The following is a 21688-nucleotide window of genomic DNA, read 5'->3' on the forward strand; positions in this document are numbered from 1 at the left end:
GCGGGGCCGGTTCCGTCTGGCAGGTATGCGCACACTGCTGGGTACGGTCCTGCTGCTGGTCACGCTGACGGCGTGCGGAGCACGCTCGGAGTCCGGAGCCCCGCCGCCGGCCACCCCGCCGACGTCCTCCGCCGAGCCGGGCACGGTGACCCCGACGCTCGGGCCGCCCCCGTCCCAGACGGTCGGCCGCCCCACCCAGGGCATCGCCCCGGGCGACGACGTCGTCGCCGAGAGCCAGATCGACGCGCGAGGACTGCCGGAGGGGTCCCCGCGCAGCCTGTTCCGCAGCACCGACGGCAAGACGCTGACCCTGGAGGCCGAGGAGGGCGGCTGCCGCCGCATCTCGGCCCGCGTCGGCGAGCAGACGGACCGGCAGGTGGTCGTGCTGGTGGCGGTGACGTCGGCCCCGAAGGGCCAGATGTGCCCGGACTACCTCAAGGAGATCAGGATCCCCCTGGCGTTGACGGCACCACTGGGGACCCGCACGGTGGTCCTCCGCCAGGGCTGACCCCGGCCGAAGACGCTGGGAGGGCGGACCCGGGATGCCCGGAGTCCGCCCTCCCAGACCATGGTGGGGTGGGTCCTGGACGGGTTGCGCTTTGTTCGCGGCACCGCCGTCGACCCGGCTTCCCGTGCAACCCCGCGCCGCGCCGTTCCGTCTTCCCAGCATGAGGTACTTAGCGAAACTGGTCGGGACCGGCGCGTTCCTGCTCATGGCGACGGCCTGTGCCGGCCAGGACATGCCCACCAGCCAGCCTGCCGCCGGGGGCGACTCCGCGGCTCCCACCGGCAGCGTCTCCACCTCGCCGAGTGAGCCGGTTCCGACGGCGAATCCGCCCGGCAAGCCACGGCTCACCGTGCCCGAAGGCAGCACTCCCGTGCCGGCGAACAAGATCGACGCCTCCGCGCTGCCCGCCGGGTTCCCCCGCGAAGTGTGGACCGCCAACGGCGGCACCATCCTCAACATCCGCGCCCAGGAGGGCGGCTGCGGCCACGCCCTCGGCGAGGCCGCCGAGCAGAGCGCCGGCCGCGTCGTGGTCAACCTGAGCGAAACCAAGGCCCAGACCGGCCAGATGTGCACCATGGACATCCGCTACCCGGTGATCTCGGTCGCGCTGGCCGCGCCGCTGGACCAGCGCACGGTGGTGCTGAAGACCACGCCGCCGCAGTGACCTGCCCGCCTGTCGAAGTTGTCGAAAATTGTCAGGGCTGCCGGTGAACCCCCGCTGTGCGGTGCCCGTGTCCGGGGATGAGGTGGTGACCTGAAAGGAGGGGCACATGCCCCGGTTGAGTACTGGCCGGCACCGCAAGCAGGCGACCATCGGACTGGCCGCGTTGCTGGGCGTCGCCGGCGTCACCGCAACCGCCATCGCGCTGAGCAGTCCCGCGGGCAACGCGGCCGAGGCACCCAAGGAGAACTGTGCCGGGCTCGACACCGCGCTGCAGAACAACCTGACCTTCATCGCGGGCCAGCAGGCGAACCCGGACGCGCAGTCGGCCGCGCGGATCGCCAACCGGCAGGCGGTGGTGGACCTGATCCAGCAGCGGCGGCAGGCCGCGGGCTGCACGGCGAACGTCGCCGCGAACGCCGCACCCGGGAACTCGGGCGCCGCGCCGGGCAAGGCCCAGGCGCCCGGTCAGCAGAAGAAACAGCAGCAGGCCGCCGGGGAAGTCGTGTGCCCCGGCTCGACCGTGACGCTCTCGGGCGAGGGTGGCGCGCCCGCCGCGTCGAGCAACCAGTTCCCGGCGGGGACGAAGCTGAAAGTGACCAATTTGGACAACTCGAAGTCCACGACGGTCGAGGTGACCTCGGCGTCGGGCAGCTGCGCGCTGCTCAACAACGCGGCCTTCGAACAGGTCAGGGAACCCGGCAAGTTCCTCATCCGCCGCGCGCGGATCGAACGCGTCGGCTGAGGGAGCGGGGCACCGGCGGCGCGCCGGTGCCCCGCCCCCGGTCAGCGGAAGCTGATCTGCAGCACCGGATCGCCGGTGCTGGCGAAGAAGTCGTTGCCCTTGTCGTCGATGACGATGAACGCGGGGAAGTCCTCGACCTCGATCTTCCAGACCGCTTCCATGCCGAGTTCGGCGTACTCGAGGACGTCGACCTTCTTGATGCAGTCTTGCGCCAGCCGCGCGGCCGGGCCCCCGATCGAGCCGAGGTAGAACCCGCCGTGCGCCTGGCACGCCGCGGTCACCTGCTTGGACCGGTTGCCCTTGGCCAGCATGACGAGCGAGCCGCCGGCGGCCTGGAACTGCTCGACGTAGGAGTCCATCCGCCCGGCCGTGGTCGGCCCGAACGAGCCGGACGCGTAGCCCTCGGGCGTCTTCGCCGGTCCCGCGTAGTAGACGGGGTGGTTCTTCAGGTAGTCGGGCATGCCCTCGCCGGCGTCGAGCCGTTCGGCGATCTTGGCGTGCGCGATGTCGCGCGCGACGACCAGCGGGCCGGTGAGCGAAAGCCGCGTCTTGACCGGCAGCTGCGAAAGCTGGGCACGGATTTCGTCCATCGGCCGGTTGAGGTCGACGGCGACGACGTCGTCGGAGAGGTCCTCTTCGGTGACGTCGGGCAGGAAGCGCGCGGGGTCGCGCTCGAGCTGTTCGATGAACACGCCGTCGGCGGTGATCTTGGCCTTGGCCTGCCGGTCGGCCGAGCAGGAGACGGCGATGCCGACCGGGCAGGAGGCACCGTGGCGCGGCAGCCGGATGACGCGGACGTCGTGGCAGAAGTACTTCCCGCCGAACTGGGCGCCGATGCCGAACTGCCGGGTCATCTCCAGGACCTGCTGCTCGAGGCCCGGGTCGCGGAAGGCGTGCCCGAGTTCGGAACCCTCGGTCGGCAGGGTGTCGAGGTAGCGCGCGGAGGCGAGCTTCGCGACCTTGAGGTTGAACTCGGCGGACATCCCGCCGACGACGATCGCCAGGTGGTACGGCGGGCAGGCGGCGGTGCCGAGGCTGCGCAGCTTCTCGTCGAGGAAGCGCGCGAGCCGCTTCGGGTTCAGGACGGCCTTGGTTTCCTGGTAGAGGAACGTCTTGTTGGCGCTGCCGCCGCCCTTGGCCATGAACAGGAACTCGTAGGTCGGGTCCCCGTCCTTGTGGTACAGCTCGATCTGCGCGGGCAGGTTGGTGCCGGTGTTGCGCTCGTCCCAGAAGTTCAGCGGCGCCATCTGCGAGTACCGCAGGTTCAGCTGCTGGTAGGCGTCGAAGATGCCCTGCGAGAGAGCGCGCTCGTCGTCACCACCGGTGAGCACGCCCTCGCCGCGCTTGCCGATGACGATGGCGGTCCCGGTGTCCTGGCACATGGGCAGCACGCCGCCGGCGGAGATGGCGGCGTTGCGCAGCAGATCCATGGCGACGAAGCGGTCGTTGCCGCTGGCTTCGGGATCGTCGACGATGGCCCGCAGCTGCTGCAGGTGTGAGGTACGCAACAGGTGCTGGATATCGGTGATGGCGGTCCGGGCCAGCGTGGTGAGCGCTTCGGGGGCAATCTTCAGAAAGGTCCGCCCGGCGGCTTCGACGGTCTCGACACCTTCGGCGGTGACCAGCCGGTATTCGGTGGTGGTGTCCTTGCCCAGCGGCAGGACTTCGGTGTGCTGAAACGTGGTGGTGGACGGCACTGCCAGGCTCCTTTGCCAGCTCCGGGATCTCCGCACTTTACGCAGCGCCAAGAACAACACCGAAGAGGCATCCGGTCACTGTGGGCCACCCCACGCGGCCGGGTTTCCGCGGCCCGTCGCTCCCCCCGCGGCGAAGGGGCGCCCTTTGCCGAAGTCCTGGCGATCCGATGACCGATGGCGGCGCGGTCCCGCAGCGGCCCGGCCCCGAGACGGCCCCCGCCCTCCCTGGGGGGCGTGCCCTTGTCCAGCGTATCGGCGGCGCCCGACGAAAAGCCGGGGAAGACGGCCGCGGGGAACCGGTTGTCCACATCACGGACCGGGTGTGGACAAGTCCGGAAACGGTCGGCTCGCGTACCCGGAAGGTCGGCTGGCGTGCCTGGAGGGTCGGCCGGAACCCGGTTGCCCGGCAGGCCCGAGCCGACCGTCCGGGTGCGCGGGCCGACTGTGTGGGTGCGCGGGCCGACTGTCTGGGTACGCAAGCCGACCGTCCGGGTGCGCGGGCCGACTGTCTGGGTACGCAAGCCGACCGTCTGGGTACGGGCCGCGGACAGGGCCCCGGCCGGCCGGACCCGGCCCGGCCGGGACAAGGCCGGAAAATGGTCGGGAGGCCGGGTCCACCCCGACGGACCCGACCTCCCGGGGAAAGCTCCCGGATGCGTGCACATCCGGTCGCGTGGCCTGCGCCAGTCCGATCACCAGGTGCCTCAGTCGAGGCTGTCGTGACGCAGGTCATAAGTCAACGCTGCCGAACGGGTGCTGGCGCAGGGTTGCTACCCCCGCCTCTCCGCGGTGAAACCCCTTTTTCGTGGAAAGTTCTCCGTACCTACCCGTGGTCCGGCGGAACTGCTGGTCACGCGCCTGCGGATGGCCGGGCACGGGAAAGGGGCGGGTGCCCGTGAGCAACCCGCCCCTTCCGGCGAAAAACGATCAGCTGGCGTACGCGCGGAGCCGGTCCGCTCGCTCGCCCTGGCGGAGCTTCGACATGACCTCGCGCTCGATCTGGCGGACGCGCTCGCGGGAGAGCCCGAAGTGCTTGCCGATCTGGTCGAGCGTGCGGGGCTGACCGTCGTCGAGGCCGTAGCGGAGGCGGATGACGTGCTGCTCGCGGTCGTCCAGGGTTGCCAGGACGCGGCGCAGGTCGTCCTGGAGGAGACCCGAGATGACCGCGCTCTCCGCGTCGGTGGCCTCCGAGTCCTCGATGAAGTCGCCCAGCGGGGCGTCCTCCTCCGTGCCGACCGGCATGTCGAGGCTCACCGGGTCACGCGAGTGGTCGAGCAGGTCGGCGATCTTGTGGGCCGGGATGCCCGACTCGGCCGCCAGCTCCTCGTGCGTCGCGTCGCGGCCGAGCTGCTGGTGCAGGTCGCGCTTGATGCGGGCCAGCTTGTTCACCTGTTCCACCAGGTGGACGGGCAGCCGGATCGTGCGGCCCTGGTCGGCCATGCCGCGCGTGATGGCCTGCCGGATCCACCAGGTGGCGTAGGTCGAGAACTTGAACCCCTTGGAGTAGTCGAACTTCTCCACCGCGCGGATGAGACCCAGGTTCCCCTCCTGGATCAGGTCGAGCAGCGGCATCCCCCGGCCGGTGTAGCGCTTGGCCAGCGAGACCACCAGGCGGAGGTTCGCCTCCAGCAGGTGGTTCTTGGCCACGTGACCGTCGCGGACCAGGGCCGCCAGCTCGGTGCGGCGCTTGGGTGTGAGGTCCTCCGCGGTGTCCAGCATGTGCTGGGCGAACACGCCGGCCTCGATGCGCTTGGCCAGCTCGACCTCGTCGGCCGCGCTGAGCAGGGCCGTCTTGCCGATGCCGTTGAGGTAGACGCGGACGAGGTCGGCGGCGGGGCTCTGGGCGTCGAGGTCGGCGTCGGTGAGCGCCCCCACGCCCACCGGCTCCTCGGACACCTGAGCCGGGATGCGCTCGCGAATCCCGCGCGACTCGCGTTCGAGAGTCTGGACTGACATTCTGCCTCCCCGGTCACGGGCTGAACGTGCTGCTGCGGTGGTCCCGCCGGGTGCGTACCCGCGCACCGGGGCCTGTGGATCCCGGTACGCCGGTCCGGCCGGCTTGGCTGGACATCTGGCACAACGCTCCGGGTTTCCAAAACGTTCCCGGTTCGCTCAATAAGGGAGACGGATGCCGGAGCGATCCGGTTGCTCAAGCATTGCTGAGCTTTTGCTGAGAACTCAGGCGGAGGCGGAAACCTGAGAATTTCGTTTGAATCAGCCCGAAAGTGAACCGGCCCGTGGTGGTCTAAACCTCTACGAGAACGGTGAACGGCCCGTCGTTGACACTCGACACGGCCATCATCGCGCCGAACCGCCCCGTCGCCACGGTGGCGCCACGGCCGCGCAGCTCGGCCACGACGGCGTCCACCAACGGCTCGGCGACCTCCGGCCGGGCCGCCTGCGTCCACGACGGCCGCCGCCCCTTCTTCGTGTCGCCGTAGAGCGTGAACTGGCTCACCACGAGCAGCGGCGCATTCGCCGTGGCGCATGATTCCTCGTCACGCAGCAGCCGCAGTTCGTGGAGCTTCCGCGCCATCGTGACGGCCTTCGCCGCGTCGTCGCCGACGTGGATTCCCAGCAGCACAAGCAAACCCGGCTCGTCGATCGCGCCGACGACCTCGCCGTCGACGGTGACGTCCGCCCGCGTGACGCGGGCCGCGACGGCCCTCACCGGTCCGCCGGGACGAGCATGCCGTGCCGGACCAGCTCGCGGACGACCGGCAGCGCGGCGGCCGCCAGTTCCGCCGAGGACAGGCCCTGCGCGGCCGCCAGCAGCTCGATCAGGTCCTCCAGCGGCAGCGCGCCGCGGCAGCCCGCCAGCAGCCGCGCGGCCAGCTCGTCGACCTCGTGCTGCCAGCCCGGCCCGTCGGTGCGGTGCAGCCGCCGGACCGTCGTCGCCCAGCCTTCGTCGCCGGGTTCTTCGACGCTTTCCAGCAGAACCGTGTCGGGCACCACAAAACGGACATCAAGCAACGAATCACCTGATTCGCGCAGCCATTCCACCCGGTCCAGCCAGCCCGCCGCCTCCGGGCCGAGCGGGTCGTCGTAGGCCTGCCGCAGGTCCTCGCACACCACGGTCGGTGTCCGCCCGGACGCCCGCCGCAGCGTGACGAAGCCGAACCCGATGCCCCGGACGTCGTTCGCCGCGAACCAGTCGAGCCACGCCGCCGCCTTCGCCCGGCCTTCGGGCGAGCGCGGCTCGATGCCCGCGTCGCGCAGCCAGGTGCCCACGTACAGCGCCGGATCGGCGACGTCGCGTTGCACGAACCAGGCGTCGGTCTCCGCGGGCAGCCAGCGGCTCACCCGGTCGGCCCAGTCCTCCTTGCCCGTGTGCAGCCAGGAGGCCAGCAGCTGGCCGACGCCACCCTCGGTGAGGAAGCCCGGCAGCTGCCGCACGACCAGCGCGCTCGCGTCGTCGCCTGCCAGCCCGGAGTCGCGGTAGGTGTAGTCCACCCTCGCCGGGCCGACCACGAACGGCGGATTGCAGACGACCTGGTCGAACTTCCGCCGCGCGACCGGCGCGAACCACTCGCCGCGGACCAGCTCGACGTCCAGTTCGTTGAGCCGGAACGTCGCCGCGGCCAGTGCGAGCGCCCGCTCGGAGACGTCGGTGGCGGTGACGCGCTGCGCGTGCCGGGTGGCGTGCAGCGCCTGGACGCCGTTGCCGGTGCCCAGGTCGAGCAGCGTGCCGACGGGGCGGCGGCTGGTCGCGCGGATGAGCGACAGCGACGCGTGGCCGACGCCGAGGACGTGGTCCTCCGGCACGGTGGTGCCCAGCACGTCGGCGTCGAGGTCGGAGACGACCCACCAGGAGCCTTCGTCGTCGCCGTGCGGCCGGATGTCGAGGGCGGCGCGGTAGCCGTCCGCGGTCGCGGCGAGGATCCCGGCGGCGACGGCGTCCTCGGGCGTCAGCGGTGCGAACGCGGCCTTGACCTGCGTCTCGGGCTCGGACCCGCCGAGCAGGAAGAGCCGGATCAGCGTGCCGAGATCACCGGCGTCCCGGCTGGCCCGCTCGGCGGGCACCGGCTCGCCGCGGCCCAGCGCGGCGTGTGCCGCGCCGCCGAGGGCGGCCACCACGCCGTCGGCGTCGTAGCCGGTGCGCCGGAAGGCCTCGCGCAGCCGCGCGCAGACGTCGTCGGACAGGTCGGGCAGTACACGTCGCGTGCTCACGGTGGGTAATGCTGCCACGATGGCCCCCGTGACCCCTGAACGCGTCCTCGCCCCGCTCGACGCGGCGCTGCCCGAACTCGAAGCGCTGTACATCGACCTGCACCGCCATCCCGAGCTGTCCTTCGCCGAGACCCGGACGGCGGCCGAGCTGGCCCGGCGGCTGGAGCGCGACGGCTACGAGGTGCACACCGGCATCGCCGGCACCGGCGTGCTGGGCGTGCTGCGCAACGGCGAGGGCCCGGTCGTGCAGCTGCGGGCCGACATCGACGCGCTGCCGGTCGAGGAGAAGACCGGGCTGTCCTACGCCAGCACCGCCCGCGCCACCGACGAGCACGGCAACGACGTCCCGGTCATGCACGCCTGCGGGCACGACATGCATGCCACCTGGCTTTCCGGCGCCGCCGCGCTGCTGGCCAGGGGACGCGACAGCTGGTCCGGCACGCTGCTGGTGGTGTTCCAGCCGGGGGAGGAGAGCGCGGGCGGCGCCGCGGCGATGGTCCGCGACGGCCTGTTCGACATCGCAGGCAAGCCCGACGTCGTGTTCGGCCAGCACCTGGTGCCCGGCCCGGCGGGCTGGGTGCTCACCCGGCCCGGCGTCATCATGGCCGCGACCGACACGCTGCGCATCACCCTGCACGGCCGCGGCGGCCACGGCTCGCGCCCGGAGACGACCGTCGACCCCGCCGTGCTGGCCGCGTCCGTGGTGCTCAAGCTGCAGACGATCGTGTCGCGGGAGATCGCCGCCACCGACTCGGCCGTGGTCACGGTCGGCTCGCTGCACGTGGGCACCGCGAGCAACGTGATCGCCGACGACGCCGTCCTGGAGGTCAACATCCGCTCCTTCGACCAGGCGGTCCGCGAGCGGGTGCTGGCCGCGGTCGAGCGGATCGTGCACGGCGAGGCCGCGACGGCGGGCGCGCCGAAGCCCCCGGAGATCGAGCGGTCCGGCTCCTACCCGGTCACGGCGAACGACGAAGCGGCCAGCGACGCGCTCACCGAGGTCTTCCGCGGCCACTTCGGCACCGACGTCGTGATGCCTGCCCCGCTGATCACCGGCAGCGAGGACTTCAGCGAGTTCGGCCGCGCGGCCGGCGCGCCCTCGGTGTTCTGGCTGGTCGGCGGCTTCGACCCGGAGACGGTCATCACGGCGATGACCGAGGGCCGGTTCGAGCGCGACATCCCGTCCAACCACTCGCCGCGGTTCGCGCCGGTGCTGCACCCGACGCTGCGGACGGGCATCGAGACCCTGGTCGTCGCCGCGCTGAGCAAGTTGCGTCACCCCGGTGTCGGATGAACCGCGCGAGTGGGACGATGGACGGCGGAGGTGGTGCAGTGACCACGCCCGCCGGCAACACGGACCCGGTCCTGATCACCGGGGCGGCCCCGTCGTACGAAGAGCAGTTCGCCGCGCGGAAGCGGAAGTACGTCATCATGATGTGCTGCCGCATCCCGTGCCTGATCGCGGCCGGGCTCACCTACCACGTGTGGTGGCTGGCGCTCGCGTTCCTGGCCATCTCGGTGCCGCTGCCGTGGGTCGCGGTGCTGATCGCCAACGACCGCCCGCCGCGCAAGGCGGAGAAGGTCGCCCGGTACCAGCGCGAGGCGAAGGCGATCGAGAGCACCACGCACCGCGTCATCGACGGCTGACGCCAACCGCCACTTTCACGTGAAAGTGGCGGTTCACGCAGGCTGCGGGCCGACCTTCCCGACCGCCAGCGCGCCCAGCCGCGTCCCGTGCCGCAGGACGTCCACAGTGGACTCCCCGGCCAGCCAGCCGGTGAGCACGCCCGCGTCGAACGCGTCGCCCGCGCCGGTCGAGTCGATGCACTCGGCCTCGACCGCGGGGACACTCGTGACGCCGCCCGCGTCGACCCAGCTGGCGCCGTCGAGCCCGGCGGTCACCACCACCGCGCCGACCGTGCCGAGCAGCTCCTTCGCCGACGCCGGGTCCGCCGAGCCGGTCAGCGCGACCAGCTCCTCGGTGTTCGGCATCAGCAGGTCGACGCCGTGGACGTCGGCCAGGAACGCCGCCGGGTCGGTGATGTGCGCGGCCGCCTGCGGGTCGACCGACGTCGTCAGCCCGGCCTCCTTCGCCGCGGCCAGCGCGGCGAGCCCGGCCGGGCGGGACGGCGGGTCGAGCAGCACGTAGCCCGACAGGTGCAGGTGGCTCGCGCCCGCGAGCACCTCCGGGGAGACGTCCTCGGGGGCGAAGCGCTGGTTGGCGCCGCGGTCGGCGAGCATGCTGCGCTGCCCGGAACCGTCGACCATGACCACGACGCAGCACGTCGGCGCCTCGGGGTCGACGGCGAACGCGCACCGCACGCCCGCCGCCTCCAGTTCGGCCCGGATCAGCCTGCCACCCGGGTCGTTGCCGATCCGGGCGACCAGCGTCGTCTCGGCGCCGAGCGACCGCAGCCACAACGCCGTGTTGGCGCCCGCGCCGCCGCCGGTGAAGCGGATCTTCGCGCGGGCGTCGCCGCCGTGCGGCAACGGCTTGTCGTGCCGGGCGATCACGTCGAGAGCCGCGTCGCCGACCACCACGATCCCGGTCATGCGAGCGCCACCGCGACCTCGGTGGCCAGCTTCGCGTTGTTCAGCACGAGCGCTTCGTTCGCGTCGATGCTCACGCCCGCGCTCGCGGTGTGGAAGTGCTCCAGCAGCACCGGCGTGACGTCGGCGCCGTGCACGCCCTGCGCCTCGACCAGCGCCAGGCCTTCGGCGAGCAGCCGGTCGTGCAGCTCACGGTCCATTTCGGACTCTTCGGGGATCGGGTTCGCCAGCAGGACACCGGAACCGGCGTACTCGCGGTGCGCCGCGACGACCGCGGCGGCCTGCTTCGGGTCGTCGACGCGCCAGCCGACGGCGTGCCCGGACGAGCGCAGGTAGAAGGCCGGGAAGTCGTCGGTGCGGTACCCCAGCACCGGCACCGAGTTCGTCTCCAGCACCTCGAGGGTGGCCGGGATGTCGAGCACCGACTTCACGCCGGAGCAGACGACCACGGTCGGCACCTTCGCCAGCACGCCGAGGTCCGCCGAGACGTCCCAGGACTGCGCGGCACCGACGTGCACCCCGCCGAGCCCGCCGGTGGCGAACATCCCGATCCCGGCCGCGGCGGCCAGCGCCGACGTGCTCGCCACGGTCGTCGCGCCCGAGCGGCCCAGCCCGATCGCCGGCCCGAGGTCGCGCAGCGACAGCTTGTCCAGCCCGGCGTCCGGCGCGCAGACCCGTTCCAGCTCGGCGGGGGAGAGGCCGACGACGACCTTCCCGTCGAGCACCGCGATCGTGGCCGGGACGGCGCCGCCGTCGCGCACCACGCGCTCGAGGCGGCGGGCGACGTCGAGGTTGCGGCCCGGCGGCAGGCCGTGGGACAGGATGGTGCTCTCCAGCGCGACGACGGGGTGCCCGTCACGCAGCGCCGAGGCGACCTCTTCGTGCAGCGAGAGTGCGGTAGTCACGAGGAACCATCATCGGTGATCGGTCCGCCCGCCGCGCCAGTGGGTCAGCTCGGCCGCAAGGTTCTCCGCGGCTCTGCTCGCCCAGCGTGTCCGCGCGGCTTCGCTGCGGTAGAGCGGCCGGGACAGCATGCGTTCGAGCACGGCGACGCGGCCGGCGCGCCAGACGTCGTCGGGGTACTTCGCGTACTCCTCGCGCACGCCGTGGGCGTAGGCGGCGTACAGCTCCTTCGGCGCGCCGAGGATCGCGAGGTCGGCGTCGAGCAGCGCCGTGGCCAGGAGGTCGTCCGGCGGGGCGTCGTGCGTGATCGTGGTGAGGATCAGGGCTTCGACGCGCTCGATGTGCGCTTCGCCGACCTTCGCCTCCTGAAGCGCTTCGCGGGCCCACTGCGCGCTGGCTCGCTCGTCTTCGCCGGGCTTCGCGTCGTACACGACGTCGTGCGTCCAGGCCGCGACGGCGAGCACCGCGCGGTCGGTGGCGCCGAGGCCGGCGGCCAGCCAGGCGGAGTCGCGGACGACGGCGGCCGCGTGCGCCAGCGTGTGGTAGCGGCGGTGGGGCTCGCCGTAGCGGGCTTCGAGCCGGGGCCAGGCGGCGGAGGCGCCGCCCAGCGTGCTGATCGCGTCACGCCACTCCATCCGTCGAAGATGCCACATGGGCGGGCCGCCGGGGCTCGGGCACAATGGTCGGGTGAGCACCGAGACGCTGACGAAGCCGGAGACCACGCCCGAGGGCACGGACACCACCGACGACGACTCGCCGAAGATGTTCCACTACGTGAAGAAGAACAAGATCGCCGAAAGCGCGGTCATGGGCACGCACGTGGTGGCGCTGTGCGGCGAGGTCTTCCCGGTCACGAAGTCGCCGAAGCCCGGGTCGCCGGTCTGCCCGGCCTGCAAGGAGATCTACGACGGTCTCCGCCCCGGGGACTGAGTCCCCGGTCCGCGAGCCCCGGCGGGGTCCCGCCGGGGCTTCCGGCTGTCCGGAAACGGACAAGTTGCCGAACAAACGTGAAAAACCTTCATTCGGCGGGTGTGCCGGGTGCGGAAGTCCTGGTAGATCGAGCGGGCCAGGTTCCCTCACCCACCGGAGTCGCACATGCGCAGAACCGGGATCGTGCTCACCCTCGCCGCCCTGCTCGCCGTCGTCTCACCCGCGCTCGCCCAGGCCGTCACCGGCTGGACGGAGGTCGGCCGCGACACCGCGCGTGCCCTCGACGAGAGCCAGGGACTCGCCACGATCGTGCGCCCCTCGGGCACCACGATCCGCTACACCGGGATCGGCACGATCCCGGCCGACCTGAACTCCCAGGGCTGGAACCACGTCGGCGACCCCGGCTCGGCCCAGGGCTGGTACGTCGAGCCCTACCAGCGTGACGACCGGGGCGCGAAGCTCTTCCGCGTCCAGGCCCCGGACGGCTCGTGGGCGAACTACAAGCACGCCCTCGAGCCGTGGGAAGCGAACAACAACTCCTTCGCGGCGGTGTCGCCCGACGCGCGCTGGCTGGTGGCGGGGGAGTGGGGCACCATGGACCGGCTGCTGGTCCACCCGATGCCCGGCGTGGCCATGACCGACCCGGCGAAGAACCTGCCGTACGCGTCGGCGATCCGGCTCGACCATCCGGTCCGCGACATCCAGGGCTGCGACTTCCAGACCGCGACCCGCCTGCTCTGCGCGTCCGACGACCCCGACGGCAGCCTCTTCGGCACGACGAAACCCCTGCTGCAGGTGGATCTGGCGGCCCCGCTGTCCGGTTCGGACGTCACCGGCCACGTCACCTCGCTGGGCCAGCTCCCGCTGCGCAGCGGCTGTTCGGGCTCGTTCGAGGTCGAGGGCATCGACTTCGACGAGCGGGACAACACGCTGCGCGTGATCGTGATGTCCCCGGGCATCTGCATCCTCTTCGACAGCATGACCTACCGCTTCCAGCAGCGCTGACGCTGTGCTCGAAGGCTCGACACGCGTGATCGAGGAGTCGACACGCGTGATTGAAGCGACGACACGCCGGGCCCGGTCCTGGCCCCGGCGTGTCGTCCGTCTGATCACGCGTGTCGACCCTCAAATCACGCGTGTCGGCGTTCTGATCACGCGAGTTCCGGGTCCAGGGACTCCGATTCCGGGGCCTGGGCCGGGGTCCGGCGGGCTTCGCGGCGGGCGCGGCGGCGTTCCTTGCGGGTCTCGACCATCGTGTAGAGGGTCGGGACCAGGACCAAGGTCAGCAGCGTCGAACTCACCAGGCCGCCGATCACCACGATCGCCAGCGGCTGGCCGATGAAGCCGCCCTGGCCGGTGATGCCCAGGGCCATCGGGACGAGCGCGAAGATCGTCGCCGCCGCGGTCATCAGGATCGGCCGCAGCCGTCGCCGTCCGCCTTCGGTGACCGCGTCGGTGACGCTCATTCCCTCCGCGCGGTACTGGTTGATCAGGTCGATCAGCACGATCGCGTTGGTGACCACGATGCCGACCAGCATCAGCATGCCGATCAGCGCCGGCAGGCCCAGCGCGGTGCCGGTGGCCAGCAGCAGCCCGATCGCGCCGGTCGCCGCGAACGGGATCGACACCAGCAGGATCAGCGGCTGGATCAGGCTCCGGAACGTCGCCACCATGATCAGGAACACGATCGCGATCGCCGCCAGCAGCGCCAGGAACAGGTTCGAGAACGCCTCCTGCTGATCCTGGCTGACGCCGCCGAGGGAGTACGAGGCGCCGCCGGTGAAGGTCAGTCCGTCCAGTTTGGACTTGATGTCCGCGGTGGTCCTGCTCAGGTTGTCGCCGGTGTTCTTCGCGGTCACCGTGGTGCTCAGGTCGCCGCCGGTGCGGTGCACCGCCGCCGGGCCGTCCACAGTGGACACCTTGGCGACCTCGTCGAGCCGGACGACGCCGCCCGGGCCCGGGATCGGCAGCGCCTGCACCTGGCCCACCGTGACCGGCGCGGTGCCTGCCCGCAGCACGATGTCCGTGCGCTGCCCGCCGACCGGCAGCTGGGTCACCGTGCGCCCGGCGATCGCCTGGTTGGCGATCTGGCCAATGGTGCTCGCCGACAGCCCGTGCGCGGCCGCCGCGGCGTCGTCGACCTCGACCTGCACCCGCGGCGCGCCGACGGCCAGGTCGCTGGTCACCTCGGTCAGCCCGGACACCCCGCGCAGCGCCTGCACGATCTGGTCGGACGCGGGCTTGAGCGCGGCTTCCGACGGCGCGGTGACCGTCACCGAGATCTGGTCGGAGTTGAAGCCGGACGCGTCCGCGCCGATCTTGATCTCGCCCAGCTCGGGCCGCGACGTCAGCTTCGCGCGCAGGCGGTCCGACAGCGCGTCGAGGTCGGTGTCCTTCGCCACGGTGACCGAGATGCTCGTCGACGTCCCGGTGCCGAAGCCGAACGTGCCGCCCCCACCGATGCTGACCTGGTAGGTCCGCACCGCGGGCTCGGCCGCGAGGGCCTGCTCGACCGCCGTCGCCGCCTGCTCCTTCGCCTCGACGCTGGTGCCCGCGGGCAGCTTCTGCGTCATGTTCAGCGTCGTCCCGCCGGACTGGTCGAGGAAGTTCGTGTTCAGCCGCGTCGCGAGCCCGACCGTGCCGGCGAAGATCAGCAGCGCCAGCAGCACGACGGTCAGCCGTCGCCGGGTCGCGAACCGGATCACCGGCAGGTAGGCCCGCTGCAGGACGCTGCGGCGTTCCTTCTCGACGGCCGCTTCGCGCGCCCGCTCGGCCTCGATCGGGTCCGCCGGGACGGCCGGGCGCTTCAGGAACCAGTACGCCAGCACCGGAACCACGGTCAGCGACACGAGCAGCGACGCCAGCAGCGCCACCGTGACGGTGACCGCGAACGGCGAGAACAGCTCGCCGACGAAGCCGCCGACGAACGCGATCGGCAGGAACACCGCGACCGTCGTCAGCGTGGACGAGGTGACCGCCCCGGCCACCTCGCGGACGCCGTCGAGCACCGCCCGCTGCTTCTCCTCGCCGTAGGCCAGGTGCCGTTTGATGTTCTCCAGCACCACGATCGAGTCGTCGACCACCCGGCCGATCGCGATGGTCAGCGCGCCGAGGGTGAGCAGGTTGAGCGACAGGTCGCCGGTCCACAGCGCCAGCAGCGCGACCACCACCGACAGCGGGATCGACACCGCCGTCACCAGCGTCGAGCGCACCGACAGCAGGAACAGCAGGATGACGACGACGGCGAAGGCCAGCCCCAGCAGGCCTTCGGTGGTCAGGCCGCTGATGGCGTCCTTCACCGGCGTGCCCTGGTCGAACACGACGCTCATCTCGGCGCCGGTCTTCTTCGCCAGGTCGGGCAGCTTGTCGCGCACGGCGTCGGAGATCGCGACGGCGTTTCCGTTGTCCACCATGGTGATCGACAGGCCGAGGCTCGGCTTGCCGTTGGTGCGCGTGATCGACGTCGGCGGCGCGAACCCGGCCTGGACGTCGGCGACGTCACCCAGCTTGACCGGCGCGCGGCCCCGCGCGGCGGCGCCCGGGGTCAGATACAGGCCGCGGATCGTGTCCACTGTGGTCGCGCCCCCGCCGACCTGGACACTGAGCGTCTTGCCGCCTTCGGTCAGCGTGCCTGCCGGCACCGCGGCGCCCGCCGTCTGCAGCGTGGTGGCGACCGACGCCGGGTCGACCCCGGCCGCGGCCAGCTTCGCGTAGTCGAGCGTGATCGTGACACGCGGCTGCTGCACGCCGGTCACGGTCACCGTGCGGACGCCGTCGATCTTCCGCAGTTCCGGCGCGACCTGGTCGGTCAGCGCGGGCGCGAGCGCCTGCGGGGCCCCGGTGGTGCCCGCCGCGACCAGCACCACCGGCAGGTCGTCGGTGCTGCCGGCGGAGACCGCGGGCTCGGTGTTCTGCGGCAGCCGCGGGCGGACCTGGTTCACCACCTGCTGGATCTGCTGGACGGCGGCGTCGATGTCGGTGCCGAACTCGAACTGCGCGACGACCCGCGACACGCCGTCCGACGACGTCGACGTCACCTGCTCGAGGCCCTTGAGGCCCTGCAGGCCGCTTTCGAGTGGCTCGGTGACCTGGCGGTCGACCGCGTCCGGCGACGCGCCCGGGTACGCGGTGACGATCTGGGCCTGCGGGAACTGCAGGGACGGGAACAGCTGCTGCTTGATCTGTGGCAGCGCGAAGGCGCCGAAGCCGATGACGACGAGCGCCAGCAGGCCGATCAGGCTCCGGTTGCGCAGGCTCAGTCTGGCCAGCACGGACATGGTTCTGGGACCCCCCTCGGGAACGGACGCGGTCGCGTCACCCACCCCGGAAGCGTGCCATGTCCGAACTGAGGACCGACTCAGTCTGAGGGTGGATTCCGGGTCGTCCCCGGGGAGGAGATCGGTTCGCGGGAAACGCTGGGTGCCGGTCCCGGTGCGTCCGGTGACGGGGTGTCCTCTTCGGACGGTGCGACGTCCTCGGCGCGCGGGCGCTTCAGCGGCGTCGTCGTGCGGTCCCACAGCTTGCGGCCCTCTTCCGAGCGCAGCCGCTCGGAAGCGCGTTCCATCTCCAGCCGCCGCCACCGGCGCCGCTGCCGCCGCGTCGCCTTCGCCGGCCACAGCTCCTGGATCGCGCTGTTGAAGTACGCCCCGCCGACCACGGCCAGCCCGATGAAGAACATCAGCAGCAGGAACGCGATCGGCGCGGCCAGCGCGCCGTAGGTGTAGCCGGTCTTGGTGATCCAGTTCAGGTAGACGCGCAGGCCCACCGAGGACAGCAGGAACACCACCATGGCCAGCACCGCGCCCGGCAGCCCGCGGTGCCACGGCAGCTTCCGCGGCAGCGCCAGCTTGTACAGCGTGGTCAGCGCGAGGGTGATCATCACGCCGAGGGTGGGGAAGTACAGCGCACTCACCCACGACGTCACCGTCGGGCGCCAGTCGGTCGGGAAGAACTCCGGCAGCAGGTCGGGGCCGATCGCCAGCAGCGGCAGCCCGATCACCAGGATCACCAGGCCGCACAGGTACAGCAGGAGCGCGAAGATCCGCTGCCACACGTCGTTGCGGACGCCGTACTGGTCGTGCGCGACGGTGATCGCGTCGACGAACGACGACATCGCCGACGAGCCCGCCCACAGCGAGATCAGGAAGCCGACCGAGACGATCTCGCCCTTGCCGACGGTGAGGATGCTGTTCACGGTCGGCTCGATGATGTCCTGGACGGCGTTGGTGCTGAAGACCGTCCGGCAGAAGCCGATGATGCGGTCGTGCACGGCCGCGACGACGCCGGCACCGAACCACTCGCCGACGAAGCCGAGGCTGCCGAGCAGGCCGAGCAGCAGCGGCGGCAGCGACAGCGTCTGCCAGAAGGCCGCCTCGGCGGCTTCGGAGAAGATGTTGCCGTCCCATGCCTTGGCGAGCGTGCGCGTGAGGAGGCGCCACGGCCCCTTGCGGGCCCCCTTCGTCGCGCCGGACGGCTGCACCTCACCCATGACGCCTCCAGCATGGTGCATCTGCCCGGATTTGGCTCGTCACCACCCCTGCGCCCGGGCGTGTCGGGGGACATCACCCGTGCCGGTGCCCGGAACTGTCGGACCCGGCCGGTAGACTCGCTCCAGTGCCCTCACCGCCGTCGCCGACACCGAAGTCGGTACCACAGTGAGGGTTTTCGCACGTCACAGCACTGGAGACAGCAGAGCGAGGGGGAGGACCGGCGATGACGGAGACGCAGCTCGGGGCGCCTCCCGCGGAGAAGGACTCGACCGCGCGCCCGCTGCGGGCGTGGCAGCGGCGGGCACTGACCAAGTACCTGACCCAGAAGCCGAAGGACTTCCTCGCGGTCGCGACGCCGGGTGCCGGCAAGACGGTGTTCGGCCTGCGGATCGCCGCGGAGCTGCTGAGCGACCGCACGGTCGAGGCCATCACGATCGTGACGCCGACCGAGCACCTCAAGCACCAGTGGGCGGCCTCGGCCGCCGCGGCGGGCATCGCCATCGACTCCAACTTCCGCAACACCACCGGCGTCACCTCCTCGGACTACCAGGGCGTCGCGGTGACGTACGCGCAGGTCGCGGCGCACCCGACGCTGCACCGCGTGCGCACCGAGAACCGCAAGACGCTGGTGATCCTCGACGAGATCCACCACGCGGGCGACGCGAAGTCCTGGGGTGACGCGACGCGCGAGGCGTTCACCCCGGCGGTCCGGCGCCTGGCGCTGACCGGGACACCGTTCCGGTCCGACGACTCGGCCATCCCGTTCGTCACCTACGAGCCGGACGCGGGCGGCTTCCAGCGCAGCAAGGCCGACCATTCGTACGGCTACGCGGACGCGCTGGCCGACGGCGTGGTCCGGCCGGTCGTCTTCCTGGCGTACTCGGGTGAGGCGTCCTGGCGCACGAGCGCGGGCGAGGAGTTCACCGCCCGGCTCGGCGAGCCGCTGACCGCGGAGCAGAACGCCCGGGCCTGGCGCACCGCGCTCGACCCGGCGGGCGAGTGGATCCCGGCGGTGCTGCAGGCCGCCGACACGCGGCTGTCGCAGGTCCGCCAGAGCGTGCCGGACGCGGGCGGCCTGGTCATCGCGACTGACCAGGACACCGCGCGGGCGTACGCGAAGATCCTGGAACGCATCTCGGGGGAGACGCCGACGCTGGTGCTCTCCGACGACCCGAAGGCCTCGGGCCGGATCAAGGAGTTCTCCGAGACGAAGGAACGCTGGATCGTCGCGGTCCGGATGGTTTCCGAAGGCGTCGACGTCCCGCGGCTGGCCGTCGGCGTGTACGCGACGAGCGCGTCGACCCCGCTGTTCTTCGCCCAGGCCATCGGCCGCTACGTGCGGGCGAGGAAGAAGGGCGAGACGGCGAGCGTGTTCCTGCCGTCGGTGCCGGTGCTGCTGGAGCTGGCCAGCGAGCTGGAGGCGCAGCGCGACCACGTGCTGGGCAAGCCGCACCGGGAGAAGGAGGGCTGGGAGGACGAGCTCCTGGCCCAGGCCAACCGCACGGAGGACGAGCCGGGCGAGGAGGAGAAGGCGTTCACGTCCCTGGGCGCCTCGGCCGAGCTCGACCAGGTCATCTACGACGGCAACTCGTTCGGCACGGCGGTGTTCTCGGGATCGGACGAGGAACAGGAGTACCTCGGCCTGCCGGGGTTGCTGGAGCCCGACCAGGTCCGCGCCCTGCTGCGCAAGCGGCAGGAGGAGCAGATCGCCGACGAGAAGCGCCGCAAGCCGGCCAAGGAGGAGCCGGCGGCGGCACCGCAGGCCCGCCCGCAGTCGGTGAGCGAGCGGCTGGGCGCGCTGCGCAAGGAGCTGAACGCGCTGGTGGGCATGTACCACCACCGCACGAAGAAACCCCACGGCGCCATCCACAACGAGCTGCGCCGCGTGTGCGGTGGCCCGGTGACCGCGATGGCGACGGTCGAGCAGCTCGAGGAACGGATCGTCACCCTGCGTTCCTGGTGATCTCGCGGTCCGCGGGGTCCGGGGGAGCGGTGGGCTGAAAGGCGCTTTCGTCTCATCCGGTGCAGCGAACGGGCCTTTCGTCTCAGCAGACGCGAGGAAAGTCCCTTTCAGCCCGCTGCCGTCGTGACCACTGCCGCGTGCGGTCGCGGGGCTGGGTGCCGGGGTCGCCCGCCGGATGCCGCTGACGGATCGCCGCTCGGATGCCGCCTGCCTGGGCCGCCCGCCGGGGCCGGGCGCCGGGTCCCGCTGCCCGGGTCGCCGCTCGGACCGTCTCCGAGCCACCGGCCTCCGGACGTCACCCGGGAGACTGAACTCCGCCGATCACCGTCCGTTCCCGCCGTCCCTCACCTCACCCTTGTGACGCTGCGTACCTCACCGTCACCCGCCTCTTGCCCGCAAGACCCGGCAACCGTGGCCATCCGGGCACGTTCGCCCCGGAAGTTCGCAAGTCGGCGACCACTCGCCCGGCCAGCGGGCCAACCCTCCACGAAGTCGCGCTCGGTGTACGGCGCTCCGGCGAGCGGGCTACCTTCACGCTCGCAAGAAACTTGGATGTAACCGACTGTGAGTGCTGGCGATCACATCGTCAGCGGATCTACTCTTTCCGGGCGAGGGGCAGCCCGTGTTGCCGAACCGTGTCCAATTGGTGTCGTTTAATCGATCCAGCTATCTTCCCCGCAGCCGCTCGGCGGCATATGTTGTCGCCCACAACATATGCGCGACGGTGCGCCGGGCCTCTCCGGATCACCGCCTCGCAGGGCCCGAGACGACGTCGAGGGCCGCTCGTCACCAATGCTTGGATCCGGAAGGAACGAGGATGCGCAGCAGAACCCTTACCCTCCTCGCCGCCACGGTGAGCACCGGCCTGGTGCTGACCGCTTGCGGTGCCAACAGTTCGGACACCGGGGGCGCGGGGAGCAGCTCCAACTCCGCTTCCGCACCGGCCGGTGGCGGCGCCAACGGCAAGGTCGGCGTCATCCTGCCGGAGACCGCCAGCTCCGCCCGCTGGGAAGCCTTCGACAAGCCGATGCTGCAGGCCGCCCTCGCGGCGCAGGGCTTCGAGGCCGACGTCCAGAACGCCCAGGGCGACGCCCAGAAGTTCAGCAGCCTGGCCGACGGCTTCATCAGCTCCGGCGTCAAGGCCCTGATCATCGCCCCGGCCGACCCGGCCGTCGGTGCCGCCGTCGAGGCCAAGGCCAAGACCGCGGGCATCCCGGTCATCGACTACGACCGCCCGAGCCTCGGCGGCAGCGCCGAGTACTACGTCTCGTTCGACAACGAGAAGGTCGGCCAGCTGCAGGGCCAGGCCATGGCGGACGCGCTGAAGGACAAGGCGGGCGCGGGTGTCGTCCAGATCGAGGGCGCCCCGACCGACAACAACGCGACGCTGTTCACCAAGGGCCAGGACTCCGTCCTCGAGCCGCTGTTCTCCTCCGGCAAGCTGAAGCGGATCCAGAAGCAGCCGATCAACGACTGGGACAACCAGCTCGGCGGCACGACGTTCGAGCAGATCTTCACCGCCAACGGCGGCCGGGTCGACGGCGTCGTCGCGGCGAACGACGGCCTGGCCGGCGCGGTCATCACCATCCTCAAGAAGAACGGCCTCAACGGCAAGATCCCGGTCACCGGCCAGGACGCCACCGCCGACGGCCTGAAGGCCGTCATGCGCGGCGACCAGTACATGACCGTCTTCAAGCCGATCAAGGAAGAGGCCGAGGCGACCGCGAAGCTGGCCGCCGCGCTGGCCAAGGGCGACAAGGCCGCGGCCGACGCCATCGCCACGGGCAAGCTGCACGACCCGAAGAACAACCGCGACATCAAGTCCGTGCTGCTCACCCCGACCACGATCCTGGCGAAGGACATCAAGACCGTCGTGAGCCAGGGCTACGTGAAGGCGAGCGAGATCTGCGCCGGCGACCTCGCCGCCAAGTGCAGCGAGCTCGGCATCTCCTGAGCTGCCCGCAGTACCCATGAACAGCCGGGGCGGGGCGCGCCCCCCCCCCGCGCGGCCCCGCCCCGGGCCCCCCCCCGGCGAAACCCCCCCCACCGTGGGCCCCAACCCCCGATACAAG

General features: G+C 71.5%; 18 protein-coding genes. 9 read left to right on the forward strand and 9 right to left on the reverse strand.

The window, feature by feature from the left end; genetic code table 11:
• The first annotated feature begins 25 nt into the window (after positions 1-25).
• The 3 genes from ABJI51_RS00535 (at position 26) to ABJI51_RS00545 (ending at position 1914) form a co-directional block, all read left to right on the forward strand.
• The gene (locus tag ABJI51_RS00535) at positions 26-508 is read left to right on the forward strand and encodes a hypothetical protein (RefSeq protein ID WP_348946827.1); all 483 of its coding nucleotides are present in this window, start codon (positions 26-28) and stop codon (positions 506-508) included.
• 178 nt (positions 509-686) lie between these two features.
• Positions 687-1172 (forward strand): hypothetical protein, encoded by a 486-nt coding sequence (locus ABJI51_RS00540; protein WP_348947645.1) that lies wholly within the window; start codon positions 687-689, stop codon positions 1170-1172.
• A gap of 106 nt (positions 1173-1278) precedes the next feature.
• Positions 1279-1914, forward strand: coding sequence for an RlpA-like double-psi beta-barrel domain-containing protein (locus ABJI51_RS00545; protein WP_348946828.1), 636 nt, complete (start codon positions 1279-1281; stop codon positions 1912-1914).
• 41 nt (positions 1915-1955) lie between these two features.
• Here ABJI51_RS00545 and ABJI51_RS00550 read toward each other — a convergent pair whose 3' ends face one another.
• From ABJI51_RS00550 to ABJI51_RS00565, 4 genes are all read right to left on the reverse strand, one after another.
• Complete coding sequence (locus ABJI51_RS00550; RefSeq protein WP_348946829.1) at positions 1956-3611, reverse strand: fumarate hydratase; 1656 nt, start codon at positions 3609-3611, stop codon at positions 1956-1958.
• A 927-nt stretch (positions 3612-4538) separates the two neighbouring features.
• A complete protein-coding gene (locus ABJI51_RS00555) occupies positions 4539-5567 on the reverse strand; it encodes a sigma-70 family RNA polymerase sigma factor (RefSeq protein ID WP_348946831.1) in 1029 nt (342 codons plus the stop codon).
• A gap of 289 nt (positions 5568-5856) precedes the next feature.
• Positions 5857-6282, reverse strand: coding sequence for a D-aminoacyl-tRNA deacylase (gene dtd, locus ABJI51_RS00560; protein WP_348946832.1), 426 nt, complete (start codon positions 6280-6282; stop codon positions 5857-5859).
• A complete protein-coding gene (locus ABJI51_RS00565; protein WP_348946833.1) occupies positions 6279-7781 on the reverse strand; it encodes a DUF7782 domain-containing protein in 1503 nt (500 codons plus the stop codon). Before ABJI51_RS00565 ends, dtd begins: the two co-directional genes overlap by 4 nt.
• Positions 7782-7809: 28 nt before the next feature.
• Between ABJI51_RS00565 and ABJI51_RS00570 the strand changes: the two genes are divergently transcribed.
• Together ABJI51_RS00570 and ABJI51_RS00575 are read left to right on the forward strand one after the other, a co-directional pair.
• Positions 7810-9075: an amidohydrolase gene (locus ABJI51_RS00570; protein WP_348946834.1), complete on the forward strand. Its 1266-nt coding sequence runs from the start codon at positions 7810-7812 to the stop codon at positions 9073-9075.
• Positions 9076-9092: 17 nt separating this feature from the next.
• Positions 9093-9428: a DUF3099 domain-containing protein gene (locus ABJI51_RS00575; RefSeq protein WP_348947646.1), complete on the forward strand. Its 336-nt coding sequence runs from the start codon at positions 9093-9095 to the stop codon at positions 9426-9428.
• A 33-nt stretch (positions 9429-9461) separates the two neighbouring features.
• On the opposite strand, the gene ABJI51_RS00580 is transcribed toward ABJI51_RS00575, so the two are convergent.
• From ABJI51_RS00580 to ABJI51_RS00590, 3 genes are read right to left on the reverse strand one after another with little or no spacing between them, the layout of a single operon-like run.
• Complete coding sequence (locus ABJI51_RS00580; RefSeq protein WP_348946835.1) at positions 9462-10334, reverse strand: carbohydrate kinase family protein; 873 nt, start codon at positions 10332-10334, stop codon at positions 9462-9464.
• Complete coding sequence (locus ABJI51_RS00585) at positions 10331-11236, reverse strand: pseudouridine-5'-phosphate glycosidase (RefSeq protein WP_348946836.1); 906 nt, start codon at positions 11234-11236, stop codon at positions 10331-10333. The genes ABJI51_RS00580 and ABJI51_RS00585 overlap by 4 nt, the downstream gene beginning before the upstream one ends.
• Before the next feature lie 9 nt (positions 11237-11245).
• Positions 11246-11869 (reverse strand): HD domain-containing protein, encoded by a 624-nt coding sequence (locus tag ABJI51_RS00590; RefSeq protein ID WP_348946837.1) that lies wholly within the window; start codon positions 11867-11869, stop codon positions 11246-11248.
• Positions 11870-11921: 52 nt separating this feature from the next.
• Here ABJI51_RS00590 and ABJI51_RS00595 point away from each other — a divergent pair, with 52 nt between their 5' ends.
• Positions 11922-12164 (forward strand): DUF3039 domain-containing protein, encoded by a 243-nt coding sequence (locus ABJI51_RS00595; protein ID WP_348946838.1) that lies wholly within the window; start codon positions 11922-11924, stop codon positions 12162-12164.
• A gap of 165 nt (positions 12165-12329) precedes the next feature.
• Complete coding sequence (locus ABJI51_RS00600) at positions 12330-13169, forward strand: hypothetical protein (RefSeq protein ID WP_348946839.1); 840 nt, start codon at positions 12330-12332, stop codon at positions 13167-13169.
• A gap of 146 nt (positions 13170-13315) precedes the next feature.
• Here ABJI51_RS00600 and ABJI51_RS00605 read toward each other — a convergent pair whose 3' ends face one another.
• Together ABJI51_RS00605 and ABJI51_RS00610 are read right to left on the reverse strand one after the other, a co-directional pair.
• A complete protein-coding gene (locus tag ABJI51_RS00605) occupies positions 13316-16441 on the reverse strand; it encodes an efflux RND transporter permease subunit (RefSeq protein ID WP_348946840.1) in 3126 nt (1041 codons plus the stop codon).
• 80 nt (positions 16442-16521) lie between these two features.
• The gene (locus ABJI51_RS00610) at positions 16522-17652 is read right to left on the reverse strand and encodes a YihY/virulence factor BrkB family protein (RefSeq protein WP_348946842.1); all 1131 of its coding nucleotides are present in this window, start codon (positions 17650-17652) and stop codon (positions 16522-16524) included.
• A gap of 224 nt (positions 17653-17876) precedes the next feature.
• Between ABJI51_RS00610 and ABJI51_RS00615 the strand changes: the two genes are divergently transcribed.
• Together ABJI51_RS00615 and ABJI51_RS00620 are read left to right on the forward strand one after the other, a co-directional pair.
• Positions 17877-19616, forward strand: a complete 1740-nt coding sequence (locus ABJI51_RS00615; RefSeq protein ID WP_348946844.1) for a DEAD/DEAH box helicase — start codon at positions 17877-17879, stop codon at positions 19614-19616.
• Positions 19617-20433: 817 nt separating this feature from the next.
• The gene (locus ABJI51_RS00620) at positions 20434-21570 is read left to right on the forward strand and encodes a sugar ABC transporter substrate-binding protein (protein ID WP_348946846.1); all 1137 of its coding nucleotides are present in this window, start codon (positions 20434-20436) and stop codon (positions 21568-21570) included.
• Positions 21571-21688: the final 118 nt, after the last annotated feature.

It is taken from the genome of Amycolatopsis melonis (genome assembly GCF_040064235.1).
In the GTDB taxonomy this organism is placed as follows: Bacteria; Actinomycetota; Actinomycetes; order Mycobacteriales; family Pseudonocardiaceae; genus Amycolatopsis; species Amycolatopsis melonis.